The sequence below is a fragment of the Billgrantia gudaonensis genome (genome assembly GCF_900100195.1).
In the GTDB taxonomy this organism is placed as follows: domain Bacteria; phylum Pseudomonadota; class Gammaproteobacteria; order Pseudomonadales; family Halomonadaceae; genus Halomonas; species Halomonas gudaonensis.
In genome coordinates, this window is the sequence record NZ_FNES01000019.1 from 1 (window position 1) to 15,090 (window position 15,090).

Here is a 15,090-nt window from a genome sequence, read left to right on the forward strand (position 1 = left end):
GGGGTAGAGCCCACGCTCGCGGCAATAGGCGCTGAGTTCGGCCTCGTTCATCGGGGCCGTCTCCAGGACGATCTGGAATTTCTCCTGGCTGGTCCACTGGTCGGGCTCGTTCGAACGTGATGGCAAAACCTGTCCTCGTGCTCTGGCCTGTTTCCGCCAATTGTAGAGGGTTGTCGCGGTGATGCCTTCCTGCTCGGCCAGTTCCGGGATGGTTATGCTCATCGGCGGCGCCATCTTCTTGAGGATGGCTTCCTTACGCTCTGCGGGGTAACGCATGTTGATCACCTCTCAATCCGTTTAGGTGACAACTACGTTGACGCATAGGGTACTTCATGCGCCAGTACTTGCTGCCGGTTGGAGTGATCTCCAGGTAGAGGCCACCACCGTCGGCCAGTTTGACGGTCTTGTCCTTGGGTTTGGCGTTGCGTACGGCAGTTGCGGACAGCTTGTTGGTCAGGCGGCTCATGGGGGCATCTCGTCCTATGATGGTGTCTTGCCCCGCTCAAGATGCCCACAAGGCTGCGGCAAATGATTCGACTCCGCATGCATGCTGTGCTAGCGCCAGCATTGTTTTGGGGGCATCATCTTGAGGCTTCGACGTTATGCCCCCACATATGCCCCTTCGGATGGGGGCATGTCAAGGAATCTTCTGGGATCTTCTGGCAACAAAAAAGGGCCGTGAGGCCCTTTTTTGTGCGGTTCCTGGTGTTGTTTGGAACTACCTGGAACTGCTTGTTGGTGGAGGCGGCGGGAATTGAACCCGCGTCCGCCGGCACTCGCCCATTGGCTCTACATGCTTAGGTCCGTCTTTTCATTTAACGCCGCTGGCTCCGACGGGCAGGATCCAGCAGCGCGATTCCTCTAAAGTTTAACGATCGACGGGAGGACGCCGCCGACCGCGATCCCATCAGTCTTGGCTCATATCCCCTCCGCGATGAATGGGCACATCGCTTCGGGGCCGGGCTAGAAGCCAGCAGGTTTAAGCTGCCAGCGCGCCCTGAGCGTAGGTGTCGTCGTTTGCGACTATTTAGTCGTGATGTTGGATTTACGAGATACATCACGCTCTCGGCATGCACCGCAGGGGTTGTCACCGGCGTCGAAACCATGTCGCCCCCGTAACACGCATCCTATCAGGATACGCACCGTTACGACACCTCAGGCGCGGTTTTGTTCCCGCATGATGCGCCCTTTCTGGCGCTGCCAGTCGCGGTCCTTTTCGGTGGCGCGTTTGTCGTGGAGCTTCTTGCCGGTCACCAGCGCCAGTTCGCACTTCACCCGATTGCCTTTCCAATACAGCTTGAGCGGCACGCAGGTGTGCCCCTTCTCCTGGGAACGCGAGAAGATCTTGGCGATCTCCTTGCGATGCAGCAGCAGTTTGCGCGTCCGCGTGGGATCGGCCACCTCGTGGGTGCTGGCGGTGTTGAGCGGCATGATATGACTGCCCAGCAGCCAGGCCTCGCCGTCCTTGACCAGGATGTAGGTGTCGGTGAGCTGTGCCTTCCCGGCGCGCAGGCTCTTCACCTCCCAACCGGCGAGCACCAGGCCCGCCTCGAAGGTCTCGTCGATGTGATACTCGAAGCGTGCCTTCTTGTTCTGGGCGATGACGTTGTTGCCGGGGCCCTTTCCTTTGCCTTTCTTGTTGGCCATGGAACCTCGTGTCGTGTTCTGCCGGTGGCTTCGACCCTTCGATGTGGGGGGAAGCGTGATACCATTCAAGGCGTGAAACAACGGCTCATCATACGCCCTGGGCCCAGTGAAGTCAGCGGAGAGCGCAATGCCAACGGTCAACCGGTCCGCCCTGGTGCGGCACCCGCCACGGGACATGTTCGAACTGGTCAATGACTTCGAACGCTATCCGGAATTCCTGCCGGGGTGTCGGCATGCGCGGTTGCTCGAACGTGACGATTCGCACCTGATCGGCGAGATGACGCTGGGTCGGGCCGGCATCGAGCAGAGCTTCACCACGCGCAACGACCTGATCGAGCCAGAACGCATCGAGATGTCGCTGGTCAGCGGACCTTTCAAGCGCCTGCGCGGACGCTGGCTGTTCCTGCCCATGGGCGAGAATACCTGCAAGGTGTGCCTGGAGCTGGAGTTCGAGTTCGCCAATCGCCTGCTCGGCATGGCATTCGGCAAGCTGTTTCAGCAGGTGGCTGGGCAGCTGGTGGACTCTTTCACGCGCCGCGCTGACGAACTCTATGGCCGCTAGCGATGCCACGCCTGCCGAAGGCGCGACCCTCACCGTCGAAGTGGCTTTCGCCCTGCCCGAGAAGCAGCGCATCGTCTCGTTGCGAGTGCCTGCCGGCACCACTGCCAGCCAGGCCGTTCGGCAGGCGGGGCTCGAGGCACTCTTCCCAGAGGTGGCGCCGGCGACATTCGCCGAGCCTGATTTGGGCATCTTCGGGCAGCGCTTGCGCGACCCGGATGATCATCGCCTGCGTGACGGAGATCGAGTCGAGGTCTACCGGCCGCTCACGATCGATCCCAAAGTCGCCCGTCTGGCGCGTGCTGGCCGCTGAGACGGGCGGTCAGGCAGTGCACCGCTCAGTCGACCAGTCCATCATCGTCTGATGGTTCTCCGCCGGAGGGCACCGTGCCTCCGGTCTCCGGTGCGTCAGGAGTGGTGCTGGGGGCCGGTCCCGGCAGCGCTTCCGTGGGATCGGTGCCCTCGACAGCCGGTCCGGCTCCCTCCTGCGGACGCAACTCGATATCGGTCTCGAAGTCGCCTTCGCGATCGATGTCGGCGAGCTGACCGTTGCTGAAGGTGAGGGTCAGGCGGCGCTGCTGCACGTCGCCGTAGGCTTCGTCCAGGCGGAAGACATAGTCCCACTGGGTGGCATCGAAGGGAGCCTCGAGAAGGGGGCGGCCCATCACGTCCACCACCTGCTGCTGGCTCATGCCGGGTCGCAGTTGTTCGACCATGTCTTCGGTAACCAGATTGCCCTGGGGCAGGTCGCGTTTGTAGACACCTACGTAGCTGCAGCCACCGGCCAGGGAGAGGGCAGCAGTAAGACAGACGGTTTTGATCAGCTTTTGCATTTGAGTCGGTTCTTCACTATCGTGGATTCGGTCGATCATACCCGACCCTACCTGATACTGCGAAGAGCGACCATGGCCGACCAAAACCATGAACTGCGCAAGGCGGGCCTCAAGGTCACCTTGCCGCGCGTGAAGATTCTGCAGATCCTCGAGAACGCTGAAGGCCAGCATCACCTCAGCGCCGAGGATGTCTACAAGACCTTGTTGGATGCCGGCGAAGACGTAGGCCTGGCGACGGTGTACCGCGTGCTGACGCAGTTCGAGTCGGCCGGCCTGGTCATCCGCCACAACTTCGACGGTGGGCATGCCGTGTTCGAGCTCTCACAGGAAGAGCATCACGATCACATGGTGTGCCTGGAAAGCGGCGAGATCGTCGAGTTCTTCGATGAGGTCATCGAGCGGCGCCAGCAGGAGATCGCCGAGGAGCACGGCTACGAACTCGTCGATCACGCTCTGGTGCTGTACGTGCGGCCCAAGGGCTCGAGCGCCACTCGACAGGAAGGCATCCAGAAGAAGTAGCCTGTCTTGCTGATGCGATTTTCGATTCCCCGGTACGCTGCTTTAGCGCACCGGGGTTTCGTCGTGCGTGGATTTCGGGCGGTCAGTGATGAGCGCTGAGCTGACCGGCATCGAGCATTTCACGGGCATGTGCCAGGGTCCGGTCGGAAAGCTTCACCCCGCCCAGCATGCGGGCCAGTTCGCTGACCCGGCCGGCCTCGTCGAGTAGCGCCATCTCGGTATGGGTGGCTTCTTCGCGTGCCTGTTTGGCGATGTGCAGATGCTGGTGGGCCTGCGCCGCCACCTGTGGCAGGTGGGTCACGGTCATCACCTGGCCGCCGTCGCCGAGGCGGCGCAGCAGGCGCCCGACGATTTCTGCAGTGGCGCCGGAGACGCCCACGTCGACCTCGTCGAACACCAGGCTGGGAATGGTGGAGTGCTGGGCTGCCACCACCTGAATGGCAAGGCTGATGCGTGACAGTTCGCCTCCCGATGCCACCCGGGCCAGGGGGCGCGGGGGTTGGCCCGGGTTGGCGCTGATCAGAAAGCTCACCCTTTCCATGCCTTCGGCCTGGGGCGTTTCGCGCTCGCTGACATCCACTTCGAAGCGCGCCTTGTCCATGGCGAGTAGGCCGAGTTGCTCCTGCACCGCCTTGGCGAAGCGGCCAGCGGCCTGCCGGCGCGCCTCGCCCACCCGCTGCGCCTGACTGCGCCAGCTGTCGCGCAGGGACTCCACTTCGGCGCGCAGTGCCTCGACCTGTTGGTCGCTGCCCTCGAGCCCGTCGAGCTCCTCGCGCAGTCGGCGATGGTGCGCCTCGAGTTCGTCCGGCATGACATGATGCTTGCGGGCGATGCGATGCACATCGGCGAGCCGGGCCTCCACCCAGGCGAGTCGTTCCGGATCGAGTTCGGTGGTGTCGACGAAGCGGTGCAGCTCGCGGGCGGCTTCTTCGATCTGGATGCGGGCTTCTTCGAGCATGCCCAGCGGTTCCGCCAGTCGCTCTCGCGCTTGGGGCGGAAGAGCATCGAGCCGTCCGGTGGCGCGCGTGAGCAACGCCAGCGCGCTGCCCTCGTCATGGTCGCAGCACTCGGCGGCGAACTGGGCATCGTGCAGCGTTTCCTCGGCGTGGGCGAGTTCGGCCTGCTCCTGCTCCAGGCTGGACAGCTCGTCTTCAGCCAATGCCAGTTGATCGAGCTCCTCTACTTGATAGTGAAGCAGTTGACGGCGCGCCTCGGTTTCGTCGCCGCTGGTCGTGAGCTGCTTGAGGCGGCGCCGGCTCGTCTGCCAGCGGTGAAAAGTGTCGGTGAGCTCGGCGACGGCAGCACGCTGGCCGGCCACGTCGTCGAGCAGTCGCTGGTGGGTCTCTTCGCGCAGCAACGCCTGATGGGCGTGCTGGCCGTGAATCTCGACCAGACATTCGCCGAGTGCCTTGAGGTCGGCGATGGTAGCCGGCTGGCCGTTGATCCACGCTTTGGAGCGACCGGCAGCAGTGACCACGCGGCGCAGCAGGCAATCATCGACGGGCAGCTCGCGAGCTTCCAGCCAGGATTGCGCCGCTGGCAGCTCGGCGATCTCGAAGCGGGCGCTGACATCGGCGCGTTCGCATCCGTGGCGCACGCTGGCGCTGTCGGCCCGTTCGCCCAGACATAGCCCCAGTGCGCCGAGCAGGATCGACTTGCCGGCCCCGGTTTCGCCGGTGATGGCGGTCATTCCGCCGGTGAACTCCAGGTCGAGGCACTCGACGATGGCGTAGTCGCGAATGGCTAGCTGCGTGAGCATCATTCCCTCCTGGTCTCCAGCCCGGGCTAGGGCCTGGATGTCCGTACAATATCATTGGGTTTATATACAGTAGCTCAGGGACGCTCTCAATGCACGCGGGACATCCGCTGCAGGCGTTGCCTTGAGATCGACGCGATGGCCCCCATATAGGCGGCAGATTGCCACCTTACACCGATACCCGTTCATGGCCCGCCAGTCGCGGGCCGAGTCACAGTTGCAGGAGACCTTCATGGCCAAGCAATCCCAGACCCCGCTGGACGACGAGCTGGCGAGACAGGAGCAGGAGGCCGAGATGCAGCCCGAACAGACGCCGGACGAGGCCGGTGCGATCGAGGGTGCCGACGAGGCCGAGGCGCTCGCCAGCGAGGCCGAGCCCGCCGACGCCGAGACGAGCGGCGACAACCCCGAGGCCGAAGTGCTGGCCGCCAAGGTGGAGGAGCTCGAGCAGAGCCTGGCCGAAGCCAAGGACCAGGCTCTGCGCGCTGCTGCCGAGGCACAGAACGTGCGCCGCCGGGCCGAGCAGGAGGCCGAGAAGGCGCGCAAGTTCGCCCTCGAGAAGTTCGTCAAGGAACTGCTGCCGGTCATCGACAGCCTCGAAAAAGCGCTCGACGCCATGGGCGAGGATGCCACCGAGGCGCATCGCGAGGGCGTGTCGATGACGCTCAAGATGCAGCTCGACGTGCTGGGCAAGTTCGGCGTCGAAGTGATCGAGCCCCAGGGCGAGCCCTTCGATCCGCAGTACCACGAGGCCATGGCCATGGTGCCCAACCCCGAGATGGAGCCCAATAGCGTGATGGAAGTGGTGCAGAAGGGCTACCTGCTCAACGGCCGCCTGGTGCGCCCGGCGATGGTGGTGGTCAGCCAGAGCGCCGACTGAGGCGGTCAGCGAAAGGGCGGCGGCGGACTTGAAAAGTCATGCCCCGCCCCCCAGATAGACGACAAACCCGCGGCAAGCGCCGCAGACACGGATCAAGGCAACGAATTCGAGGATTTCCTATGGGACGCATCATCGGTATTGACCTGGGGACCACCAACTCTTGCGTGGCCCTGCTCGAAGGCGACAGCGCCAAGGTGATCGAAAACGCTGAAGGCGCCCGTACGACGCCTTCCATCATCGCCTACACCGACGACGGCGAAACGCTGGTGGGGCAGGCGGCCAAGCGCCAGGCGGTCACCAATCCGCACAACACCCTGTACGCCATCAAGCGCCTGATCGGCCGTCGCTTCAAGGACGATGTCGTCCAGAAGGACATCAAGATGGTGCCCTACAAGATCACCGAGGCCGACAACGGCGACGCCTGGGTCGAAGTGAAGGGCAAGAAGCTGGCTCCGCCGCAGGTCAGCGCCGAAGTGCTGAAGAAGATGAAGAAGACCGCCGAGGACTACCTTGGCGAGGAAGTCACCGAGGCGGTCATTACCGTGCCCGCCTACTTCAACGACAGCCAGCGTCAGGCCACCAAGGACGCCGGCCGCATCGCCGGCCTCGAGGTCAAGCGCATCATCAACGAGCCCACTGCGGCGGCGCTGGCCTACGGCATGGACAAGTCGCGCGGCGACAAGACCATCGCGGTCTATGACCTGGGCGGCGGCACCTTCGACATCTCCATCATCGAGGTGGCCGACGTCGACGGCGAGACCCAGTTCGAGGTGCTGGCCACCAACGGCGACACCTTCCTGGGCGGCGAGGACTTCGACCTGGCGTTGATCAACTACCTGGTCGACCAGTTCAAGGCCGACAGCGGCATCGACCTCTCCGGCGACAACCTGGCCATGCAGCGCCTCAAGGAAGCCGCCGAGAAGGCCAAGATCGAGCTCTCCAGTGCCCAGCAGACCGACGTCAATCTGCCCTACATCACGGCGGACAACACCGGTCCCAAGCACCTCAACGTCAAGGTGACCCGCGCCAAGCTGGAGTCGCTGGTGGAGAATCTGGTGAAGCGCTCGATGGAGCCGTGCAAGGTCGCGCTCAAGGATGCCGGACTGTCCGCTTCCGAGATCGACGACGTCATCCTGGTCGGTGGCCAGACTCGCATGCCCATGGTGCAGAAGTCCGTGGCCGAGTTCTTCGGCAAGGAGGCTCGCAAGGACGTCAACCCAGACGAAGCGGTGGCCGTGGGCGCAGCCATTCAGGGCGGCGTGCTGGGCGGCGACGTCAAGGACGTCCTGCTGCTCGACGTGACCCCGTTGACGCTGGGCATCGAAACCCTGGGTGGTGTGATGACTCCGTTGATCGAGAAGAACACCACGATTCCGACCAAGAAGACTCAGACCTTCTCGACCGCGGACGACAACCAGACCGCCGTGACCATCCACGTGCTCCAGGGCGAGCGCAAGCAGGCTGGTCAGAACAAGTCGCTGGGTCGCTTCGACTTGGCCGACATTCCGCCGGCACCGCGCGGCGTACCCCAGATCGAGGTCGCCTTCGACCTGGATGCCAACGGCATTCTCAACGTCTCGGCCAAGGACAAGGCCACGGGCAAGGAGCAGTCCATCGTCATCAAGGCGTCCAGCGGTCTCTCCGAAGAAGAGATCGAGCAGATGGTCCAGGACGCCGAGGCCCATGCCGACGAGGACAAGAAGTTCGAGGAACTCGTCCAGCTGCGCAACCAGGCCGACGGCATGGTTCACGCTGCGCGCAAGACCCTCGAAGAAGCCGGCGACAAGGCCAGCGACGACGAGAAGCAGAAGATCGAGAGTGCCATCGACGAGCTCGAAGAAGCCGTCAAGGGCGACGATCAGGAAGCCATCCAGGCCAAGCTGGATGCCTTGACCGAGGCCTCGGGCCAGCTGGCCCAGAAGCTCTACGCCGAACAGGCCGATGCGGAGCAGTCGCAGGCCGGCGACGGGGACGGTGATGGTGCCAGCAAGCCCGACGAAGACGTGGTTGACGCCGAGTACGAGGAAGTCAACGACGACCAGAAGAAGCGGTAACCACCAGGCCTTGCCAGGGATGACGGCAGCGCGGGGGCACGACTCCCGCGTTGCCGTTTCCGCGGCTGGGGCGGACACTGCCTAGACCAGGAGGCGCAAGGACTCATGTCCAAACGCGATTTTTACGAGGTGCTGGGCGTCGGGCGGGATGCCGACCAGAAGGACATCAAGAAGGCCTACCGACGCCTGGCGCAGAAATATCACCCGGACCGCAACCCGGATGACGACACGGCGGCGGAGAAGTTTCGCGAAGTCTCCGAAGCCTACGAAGTGCTGGCCGACAGCGAGAAGCGCGCCGCCTACGATCAGTTCGGCCACGCCGGGGTCGACGGCCAGGCCGGTGGGTTCGGCGGCGGCCAGGGAGGCTTCGGCGGTGCGGGTGCCGGCGGTTTCAGTGACATCTTCGGCGACGTTTTCGGCGATATCTTCGGCGGAGGGGGGCGGCGCAACCCCAACGCGCCGCAGCGCGGCAGCGATCTGCGCTACAACCTCGAGCTGGATCTGGAGAGCGCCGTGGCCGGCACCAGCGTGGACATCCGCGTGCCACGCCACGTCGAGTGCGAGCGCTGCGACGGTGCCGGTGCCGAGCCGGGCTCCAGCAAGGAGACCTGCCCGACCTGTAACGGCATGGGACAGGTACGCATGCAGCAGGGCTTCTTCGCCGTGCAGCAGACCTGCCCCACCTGCCACGGCAGTGGCCAGCACATCAAGGTGCCGTGCCACAAGTGCCACGGCGAAGGCCGGGTACGCGAGACTCGCACGCTTTCGGTGAAGATTCCCGCCGGCGTGGACACCGGCGACCGCATTCGTCTCAATGGCGAGGGCGAAGCCGGTATCAACGGGGGCCCGCCGGGCGACCTCTACGTTCAGGTGCACATCAAGCCGCACCACATCTTCCAGCGCGACGGGCGCCACCTGCAGTGCGAGGTGCCGATCAACTTCGTCGACGCCGCACTCGGCGGCGAGCTGGAGGTGCCGACCCTGGATGGCCGGGTCAAGCTCAAGATTCCGCCAGAGACACAGACCGGCAAGCTGTTCCGCCTGCGCGGCAAGGGCGTCAAGCCGGTGCGTGGCGGCCCGCCGGGCGACCTGCTGTGCAAGGTGGTGGTCGAGACCCCGGTGCATCTCAACGAGGAGCAGAAGGACTTGCTGCGCAAGTTCCAGGAGAGCCTCGACGGCAGCAACAGCCGCCACTCCCCGAAGAAGACCAGTTTCTTCGACGGCGTTAAGAAGTTCTTCGAGGACATGAAGCCGTAAGGCAACGTTCTCGACGGCACGTTCGAGGCCCCGCGCTCCACAAGGAGGCGGGGCCTCGTCGTGTTTTGTCCCATGAAATGCCGGCCGAACATAGGAATGTTTCCCATCCCCGGGGTACCATAGCCGCCTCTCTCGTGCACGCGGAGCGCTGTATCCGTTCGACTCGAATGACGCTCAAGGACACTCATGGACAACGTCGCGGACCGGCCGTTGGCCGGCATCGTGCTTCGGCTGCTGTCGGGCATTCTTTTCTCAGGGATGATGGTGTGCGTCAAGGCGGTGAGCGCGGAGGTGCCCCTGGGCCAGGCCGTCTTCTTCCGTTCGGCCTTCGCACTGTTGCCTATCGTGGCCTTCATGGCCTGGCGTCGGGAGTTTCCCGCAGCCTTGGCTACTCGGCGGCCTGCCGGACACCTGATGCGGTCGGGGCTGGGCGCGGCGGCGATGTTCGCCTCCTTCGCCGCGGTGGCCCGGTTGCCGGTGGCCGAGGCGACGCTGCTGGCGCAGCTGGCACCCGTGGTGATGGCAGTGGGCGGCGTGGTGCTGCTGGGCGAGCGTTTTTCCCGGCATCGAGCGGCGGCGCTGGCCCTGGTGCTGGCGGGCGTGGCCGTGCTGGTCGTGCCCGAGCTGGGCGATGGGCAGGAGCGGGGGCGAATCCTGGGCTATGCACTGGGGGTCCTCGCCGCCGTGCTGACGGCGGGCGCGCTGGTGACGGTGCGACGCATTTCGCGCACCGAGACCCCGGCCTCCATCGCCTTCTACTTCGTGCTGGCCACGACCCTGGCGGGCCTGGCAACCCTGCCGCTGGGCTGGACGGCCGTGTCGGGATCGACGCTGGTGCTGCTGGTGCTGGCCGGGCTGTTCGGCGGTGCCGCCCATATCTGCATGACCCTGGCGCTGCGTTACGCCGAGGTCTCTCGGCTGGCGCCCTTCGAGTACGTGGCGTTGATCTGGCCGGTGTTGGCTGACCTGTTGATCTTCGGGTTGCCGTTGTCCAGTGGGTTCCTGCTGGCCTTGCCCCTCGTCCTGGGCGGGGCGGGTCTGGCGGCGCTGGAGGGGCGCCGGGTCAGACGGCCTCTTCGACAATGAGTTGCGGCCGCCCTTTCGAGCAGGGCTCGATCCGGGCGGTCACCTGGTAGACGCGGTGCAGTAGCTCGGGGGTGACTACCTCCACGGTCGGTCCGCAGGCGACCAGCCGGCCTTTCTGGAGCACCATTGCCTGGTCGGTGAAGCGCAATGCATGGCCGAGGTCATGCAGCGCTGCGATCACCAGCATCTGCCGCTCCCGGGCCAGCCGGCGCAGGATCGACAGCAGCTGAATCTGGCGGTGCAGATCCAGCGCCGAGGTCGGCTCGTCGAGAAGCAGAATCTCGGGGTTCTGCACCAGGGCCTGCGCCGCGCCCACCAGCTGGCGCTGGCCTCCGCTGAGATCGCCGATGTCGCGCTCGCCGAGCGAGGCGATTCCCAGCTCGGCCAAGGCACGGTCGACCTCGCAGAGGTCGTCGTCCTGGACCTTCAGGGCCCGCCCCTGCATCCGTGCCAGCAGCACCGACTCGTAGACCGTCAGCACCGCGTTGGCGCCGGTGTCCTGGGGCATGTAGGCCATGGGGCGATCGGTGACAGCACCGCTGATGCGTACCTCGCCGCCGCCCTTGAGCAGCCCGAGGATGCGCCGAAAGAGGGTCGACTTGCCCGCGGCGTTGGGACCGAGCAGCGCCACGATCTGTCCGCCCTCGAAACCGGGCGTGGTGACTTCGGAGAGGATCGGCTGCCGGCCATAGTGAGCCGACAGCCTGTCGAGCGTGAGCGTTACCATGAGGCCTTCTTGTGATTGAGTACGAGGAATAGGAAGAAGGGAATGCCCACCAATGAGGTGATGATCCCGATAGGGATGATGGTTCCCGGGATCAGGATTTTCGACAGCACCGAACCGATGGAGAGGATCAGTGCACCGCACAAAGCCGAGCCCGGCAGGAAGAAGCGCTGATCCTCGCCCAGTAGCAGGCGAGCGATATGCGGACCGACCAGACCGATGAAGCCGATGGTGCCGACGAAGGCCACGGCGATGGCGGCGAGCAGCGAAACCAGCACCAGCACTTCCAGACGCAGGGCGCGAGGCTTCACCCCCAGGCTCTCGGCCTTGGCATCGCCCAGGCGCATGGCGGTCAGCGCCCAGCCGTGGCGGGCCAGCAGCGGCAGAGCCGCGGCCAGTACGCCCAGGGCGATCCACAGTTTGGGCCAGGTTGCCTTGGTCAGGCTGCCCATGGTCCAGAACACCACCGCGGACACGGCCTGCTGGCTGGCGAAGAACTGAATCAGCGCCATCAACGCGTTGAAGATGAACACCATGGCGATGCCCAGCAGCACGATGGTCTCGATGGTCACCCCGCGCTTGAGGCTCAGCGCGTGGATCGCGAAGGCGGTCAGCATGGCCATGATGAAGGCGTTGATCGGAATCACGTAGTCGATTGCCGCCGGCACGATCACCACGCCGAAGGCCAGTGCCAGGGCGGCACCGAAGCTCGCCCCGGCGGAGATGCCCAGTGTGAAGGGGCTGGCCAGCGGGTTGCTGAGGATGGTCTGCATCTGGGCCCCGGCCACCGATAGGCTGGCGCCCACCACCAGGGCCATCAGCGCCACCGGCATGCGGATTTCCCAGAGGATGACGCGAACCTGCTGGCTCACCGCCTCGGGGGCGAGCAGGGCGGCGATGACCTCGCCTAGGCCGAATCGGGCCGGCCCCAGGGCGAGGTCGGCACACAGGCTCAGGAACAGCGTCAGCGTCAGGGCGGCGAGGATCAGCTGACGGCGGACGACCAGAGCGCGGTAGAAGCCGCGCCCCGCTGGGCTATCGTCGGCCGTGGCGAGCCGCTCGGGATTCGGTGCGCTCGTGCCAGTGGACATCTCAGTGCTCCTTCAGCGACAGCCAGTAGCCCGGCTCGTAGTCCACCGGCAGGAAGCGCTCGTGCAGCTCCCGCAGCGTGGTTTCTGGGTCGAGGTCGGCGAACAGCTCCGGGTGGAACCACTTGGCCAGCCGCTGTACGGCGACGAAGTAGTAGGGACTGTTGTAGAACTGGTGCCAGATGGCATGGAAGTTGTCGGTGTCGACGGCCTCGATGCCGGTCATGGCGGTGCGCTCGGTCAGCGCATCGAGCTTGGCACGGGCGGCGTCCATGTCGGCGCCGGGACCCACGCCGACCCAGGCTCCGCCGGGTACGTAGGCGTCCCAGTTGCCGCCGGTGACAACGACGTGGGCCGGGTCGGCAGCAATGATCTGCTCGGGGTTCAGAGAGCCGAAGGTGTTCGGAATGATGCCGTCGGCGATGTTGGTGCCCCCGGCGATCTCGACGTATTCGCCGAAGTTGCCGGGGCCGAAGCTCATGCAGCAATCCTCGGAATAGCCGCCGGCTCGGTCGACGAAGACGCGCGGGCGCTCGGGGTCGGCGCTCTCGATGGTTTCGGTGACGCGTGCCATCTGCGCCTCGGCGAAGTCGATGAAGGCCTCGGCGGCCGCTTCTTCACCCAGCAGTTTGCCCATCAGTCGCATGGAGGGGATGGTGTGCTCGAGCGGTGCCTCGCGGAAGTCGACGTAAAGGATGGGAATGCCCAGCTCGGCGAGCTTGTCGTCATAGGCGGCGTCCTCGGTAGCGGCCTTGGCCTCCAGGTTCATCAGCACGACGTCCGGCTCGAGTGCGGCGGCCTGCTCGACATCGAAGGTGCCGTCCTTGAAACCACCGAAGGTCGGAATGTCTTTCAGTTCGGGGAACTTGGCGGCGTAGGCGGCGTAGTTGTCCGGGTCGGCCTGGGGAAAGTCCTCACGCCAGCCCACCACATGCTCGAAAGGGTCTCTCGGCTGAAGTGCGGCCAGTAAGTAGATCTGGCGCCCCTCGCCGAGAATTACGCGATCCACGGGGGCATCGACGGTGAGCTCGCGGCCGGCAACGTCGGTGACGGTGATCGCCCCGGCCTGGGCGACCGTGCCGCCGAGGGCGAGTGCCATACCGCAGGCTGCTTTGAGCAGTTGGGGTATCATGTGCGGGTCCTTATCGCGTGTTGAGGGTCATCGCTGAAATCGGGCAAAGACATCGTGTCGGGTGAAGCGGCGCCACAGGCAGCAACTGAGACGAAGCAACGCAACACAGCGCCCCGGCCTCGTCGGCGCTTAAGGGTGACATTGAGGATCATTGCGATTCGTAAGACGGAAGTATGGCGAAATCTCGTCTCACCGTCGAGGTGACGCCACGGGAACGGGCTTGCCAAGGGGCGACGCTCATCGTCTTGCGGGCTGCTTGATCGAGACGAGGGCTGGCGCCGAGGGCTTTTCTGGCCTTAGGCTGAGCAGGTAAATCCACACGAGCGGAGGCAGCGATGCCGATTTCACGAGCCGAGATTCCCGTCGACGATGCGCCGAGCCTGATCGAGCGCCTGTGCGAGGAGTGGTCCGAGTCGCAACAGGTGCGCCGCGAGAGCGAACGGGTGTGCGTGGTGTTCTCCGAAGGCACCTGCGTTCTCTACCCCGAGGCGGAAAAGCTCATCGTGGCGCTGGAGACGCTGGACGACGAGTCGCTCGACCAGCTCGAGGCCAAGGTCGATGCCGCCCTCGAAGCGCTGGACGGTGAGAACCTGGATATCGTCTGGGAGACGTGAGTGGGGCGCTCTCGCCCCGCGCGGCCCACTTCGGCATGCTGCTGTGGGCGCTGCTGGTCGGGCTCTCCTTCCCGGCGGTGGGTTTGATGCGGGAACTGCCGCCATTCACGCTCACCGCACTGCGCTTCGCCATCGCCTGCGCCGGGCTCTACTGGCTGGCACGGCGTGCGCCGGGGTTCCTGCCTGCCCTGCAGGCGTTGCCGCTCTATGGGATCATGGGGCTGTGCCTGGCCGGTTTCTTCGGCGCCATGTTCTGGGCGGCGCACCATGCCACGGCGCTGGCCATGTCGACGCTCTACGTCAGCGTGCCGCTGCTCGCCTATCTGTTGGGTCTCGGTTTCGGCGTGGAGCGCCTGGCCTGGCGGTTACCGGCCATCCTGGCGCTGGGCGCCGGTGGCGCCCTGGCCCTGGCCTTCGCCGAGTCGTTGGGTCAGGCGGGCGAATGGCGCTTCGGCCGTGGTGAGACGGTGTTCTTTCTAGGCTGCATCGCTTCGGCTCTCTATCCGGTGCTCAGCAAATGGGGGCTCGCCACCGGCCGGCTGGCCGACTCGGCGGCGGTGCGCACGTTCTGGAGCCTGGGAGTGGGCGGAGCGCTGATCGGGGCGCTGGGCCTCGCCATCGAGCCGGTGGAGCGGCTGGCGGCGATGCGTATCGGCGATGCCATGCTGCTCGTCTACCTGGGGCTTTTCTCCAGCGCCCTGACCTTCTGGCTGCTGCAACGCGCCACGGCGGTGCTCACCCCCGGGGCCGTCACCGCCTATGGCTACCTGGTGCCCTTCGTTTCCATGCTGCTGCTGTTCGTCGAGTCGCCGGGGCGCCTGGGCTGGGAGTGGCTGCCGGGCAGCGCGCTGGTGATCGTGGCCATGGCTTTGCTGATGTGCCAGCGCGAGCCTTCGGCCCACTGATGGCGAGGGTGTCGGCTCTGGTATACTGCTGCCCAT

General features: G+C 65.1%; 17 protein-coding genes and 1 other RNA gene. 9 read left to right on the forward strand and 9 right to left on the reverse strand.

Annotated elements, in window-relative coordinates:
* The 4 genes from BLP96_RS19965 to smpB all read right to left on the reverse strand — a co-directional run.
* A partial coding sequence (locus BLP96_RS19965; protein WP_143005133.1) for a transposase occupies window positions 1-276 on the reverse strand: 276 nt, incomplete at its 3' end.
* The gene (locus BLP96_RS17375; RefSeq protein WP_089688706.1) at window positions 254-466 is read right to left on the reverse strand and encodes an Arm DNA-binding domain-containing protein; all 213 of its coding nucleotides are present in this window, start codon (window positions 464-466) and stop codon (window positions 254-256) included. The genes BLP96_RS17375 and BLP96_RS19965, both read right to left, overlap by 23 nt.
* Before the next feature lie 270 nt (window positions 467-736).
* Window positions 737-1,115, reverse strand: a transfer-messenger RNA (tmRNA) gene (gene ssrA / locus BLP96_RS17380).
* 40 nt (window positions 1,116-1,155) lie between these two features.
* Complete coding sequence (gene smpB, locus BLP96_RS17385; protein WP_089688708.1) at window positions 1,156-1,647, reverse strand: SsrA-binding protein SmpB; 492 nt, start codon at window positions 1,645-1,647, stop codon at window positions 1,156-1,158.
* Between the two features lie 127 nt (window positions 1,648-1,774).
* Here smpB and BLP96_RS17390 point away from each other — a divergent pair, with 127 nt between their 5' ends.
* Complete coding sequence (locus tag BLP96_RS17390) at window positions 1,775-2,209, forward strand: type II toxin-antitoxin system RatA family toxin (protein ID WP_089688710.1); 435 nt, start codon at window positions 1,775-1,777, stop codon at window positions 2,207-2,209.
* Complete coding sequence (locus BLP96_RS17395) at window positions 2,199-2,519, forward strand: RnfH family protein (RefSeq protein WP_089688712.1); 321 nt, start codon at window positions 2,199-2,201, stop codon at window positions 2,517-2,519. The genes BLP96_RS17390 and BLP96_RS17395 overlap by 11 nt, the downstream gene beginning before the upstream one ends.
* A gap of 25 nt (window positions 2,520-2,544) precedes the next feature.
* Here the strand turns inward: BLP96_RS17395 and BLP96_RS17400 are convergent, their stop codons facing one another.
* Complete coding sequence (locus BLP96_RS17400) at window positions 2,545-3,039, reverse strand: outer membrane protein assembly factor BamE (protein ID WP_176761555.1); 495 nt, start codon at window positions 3,037-3,039, stop codon at window positions 2,545-2,547.
* A gap of 72 nt (window positions 3,040-3,111) precedes the next feature.
* Here BLP96_RS17400 and fur point away from each other — a divergent pair, with 72 nt between their 5' ends.
* Complete coding sequence (fur, locus tag BLP96_RS17405) at window positions 3,112-3,558, forward strand: ferric iron uptake transcriptional regulator (RefSeq protein ID WP_089688716.1); 447 nt, start codon at window positions 3,112-3,114, stop codon at window positions 3,556-3,558.
* Between the two features lie 82 nt (window positions 3,559-3,640).
* Here fur and recN read toward each other — a convergent pair whose 3' ends face one another.
* Complete coding sequence (gene recN / locus BLP96_RS17410) at window positions 3,641-5,317, reverse strand: DNA repair protein RecN (RefSeq protein ID WP_089688718.1); 1,677 nt, start codon at window positions 5,315-5,317, stop codon at window positions 3,641-3,643.
* A 229-nt stretch (window positions 5,318-5,546) separates the two neighbouring features.
* Between recN and grpE the strand changes: the two genes are divergently transcribed.
* The 4 genes from grpE (at window position 5,547) to BLP96_RS17430 (ending at window position 10,591) form a co-directional block, all read left to right on the forward strand.
* Complete coding sequence (gene grpE, locus BLP96_RS17415; RefSeq protein ID WP_089688811.1) at window positions 5,547-6,194, forward strand: nucleotide exchange factor GrpE; 648 nt, start codon at window positions 5,547-5,549, stop codon at window positions 6,192-6,194.
* A gap of 119 nt (window positions 6,195-6,313) precedes the next feature.
* Window positions 6,314-8,248 carry a molecular chaperone DnaK gene (dnaK, locus tag BLP96_RS17420; RefSeq protein WP_089688719.1) on the forward strand — a complete coding sequence of 645 codons (1,935 nt, stop codon included), beginning with the start codon at window positions 6,314-6,316 and terminating at the stop codon, window positions 8,246-8,248.
* Window positions 8,249-8,353: 105 nt separating this feature from the next.
* Entirely contained in the window at window positions 8,354-9,505 is a 1,152-nt protein-coding gene (gene dnaJ, locus BLP96_RS17425) for a molecular chaperone DnaJ (protein ID WP_089688721.1), read from the forward strand.
* A gap of 186 nt (window positions 9,506-9,691) precedes the next feature.
* Complete coding sequence (locus BLP96_RS17430) at window positions 9,692-10,591, forward strand: DMT family transporter (RefSeq protein WP_089688723.1); 900 nt, start codon at window positions 9,692-9,694, stop codon at window positions 10,589-10,591.
* Here the strand turns inward: BLP96_RS17430 and BLP96_RS17435 are convergent.
* The 3 genes from BLP96_RS17435 to BLP96_RS17445 are packed head-to-tail and all read right to left on the reverse strand — an operon-like array spanning window position 10,569 to window position 13,502.
* Window positions 10,569-11,318, reverse strand: a complete 750-nt coding sequence (locus tag BLP96_RS17435) for an ABC transporter ATP-binding protein (protein ID WP_089688724.1) — start codon at window positions 11,316-11,318, stop codon at window positions 10,569-10,571. The genes BLP96_RS17430 and BLP96_RS17435 overlap by 23 nt on opposite strands.
* A complete protein-coding gene (locus BLP96_RS17440; protein ID WP_218118630.1) occupies window positions 11,312-12,406 on the reverse strand; it encodes a FecCD family ABC transporter permease in 1,095 nt (364 codons plus the stop codon). The genes BLP96_RS17435 and BLP96_RS17440 overlap by 7 nt, the downstream gene beginning before the upstream one ends.
* Window position 12,407: 1 nt before the next feature.
* Window positions 12,408-13,502 (reverse strand): ABC transporter substrate-binding protein, encoded by a 1,095-nt coding sequence (locus tag BLP96_RS17445; protein WP_422666828.1) that lies wholly within the window; start codon window positions 13,500-13,502, stop codon window positions 12,408-12,410.
* A 368-nt stretch (window positions 13,503-13,870) separates the two neighbouring features.
* Between BLP96_RS17445 and BLP96_RS17450 the strand changes: the two genes are divergently transcribed.
* Together BLP96_RS17450 and BLP96_RS17455 are read left to right on the forward strand one after the other, a co-directional pair.
* On the forward strand, window positions 13,871-14,149 hold the full coding sequence (locus BLP96_RS17450; protein WP_089688728.1) for a DUF2218 domain-containing protein: 279 nt from the start codon (window positions 13,871-13,873) through the stop codon (window positions 14,147-14,149).
* Complete coding sequence (locus BLP96_RS17455; RefSeq protein ID WP_245682302.1) at window positions 14,146-15,054, forward strand: DMT family transporter; 909 nt, start codon at window positions 14,146-14,148, stop codon at window positions 15,052-15,054. The genes BLP96_RS17450 and BLP96_RS17455 overlap by 4 nt, the downstream gene beginning before the upstream one ends.
* Window positions 15,055-15,090: the final 36 nt, after the last annotated feature.

Bases quoted from the DNA above. Each gene is read 5' to 3' on its own strand.
- BLP96_RS17375 (WP_089688706.1), bottom strand. From the start codon at position 466: ATGAGCCGCCTGACCAACAAGCTGTCCGCAACTGCCGTACGCAACGCC.
- smpB (WP_089688708.1), bottom strand. From the start codon at position 1,647: ATGGCCAACAAGAAAGGCAAAGGAAAGGGCCCCGGCAACAACGTCATC.
- BLP96_RS17390 (WP_089688710.1), top strand. From the start codon at position 1,775: ATGCCAACGGTCAACCGGTCCGCCCTGGTGCGGCACCCGCCACGGGAC.
- BLP96_RS17395 (WP_089688712.1), top strand. From the start codon at position 2,199: ATGGCCGCTAGCGATGCCACGCCTGCCGAAGGCGCGACCCTCACCGTC.
- BLP96_RS17400 (WP_176761555.1), bottom strand. From the start codon at position 3,039: ATGCAAAAGCTGATCAAAACCGTCTGTCTTACTGCTGCCCTCTCCCTG.
- fur (WP_089688716.1), top strand. From the start codon at position 3,112: ATGGCCGACCAAAACCATGAACTGCGCAAGGCGGGCCTCAAGGTCACC.
- recN (WP_089688718.1), bottom strand. From the start codon at position 5,317: ATGCTCACGCAGCTAGCCATTCGCGACTACGCCATCGTCGAGTGCCTC.
- grpE (WP_089688811.1), top strand. From the start codon at position 5,547: ATGGCCAAGCAATCCCAGACCCCGCTGGACGACGAGCTGGCGAGACAG.
- dnaK (WP_089688719.1), top strand. From the start codon at position 6,314: ATGGGACGCATCATCGGTATTGACCTGGGGACCACCAACTCTTGCGTG.
- dnaJ (WP_089688721.1), top strand. From the start codon at position 8,354: ATGTCCAAACGCGATTTTTACGAGGTGCTGGGCGTCGGGCGGGATGCC.
- BLP96_RS17430 (WP_089688723.1), top strand. From the start codon at position 9,692: ATGGACAACGTCGCGGACCGGCCGTTGGCCGGCATCGTGCTTCGGCTG.
- BLP96_RS17435 (WP_089688724.1), bottom strand. From the start codon at position 11,318: ATGGTAACGCTCACGCTCGACAGGCTGTCGGCTCACTATGGCCGGCAG.
- BLP96_RS17440 (WP_218118630.1), bottom strand. From the start codon at position 12,406: ATGTCCACTGGCACGAGCGCACCGAATCCCGAGCGGCTCGCCACGGCC.
- BLP96_RS17445 (WP_422666828.1), bottom strand. From the start codon at position 13,502: ATGGCACTCGCCCTCGGCGGCACGGTCGCCCAGGCCGGGGCGATCACC.
- BLP96_RS17450 (WP_089688728.1), top strand. From the start codon at position 13,871: ATGCCGATTTCACGAGCCGAGATTCCCGTCGACGATGCGCCGAGCCTG.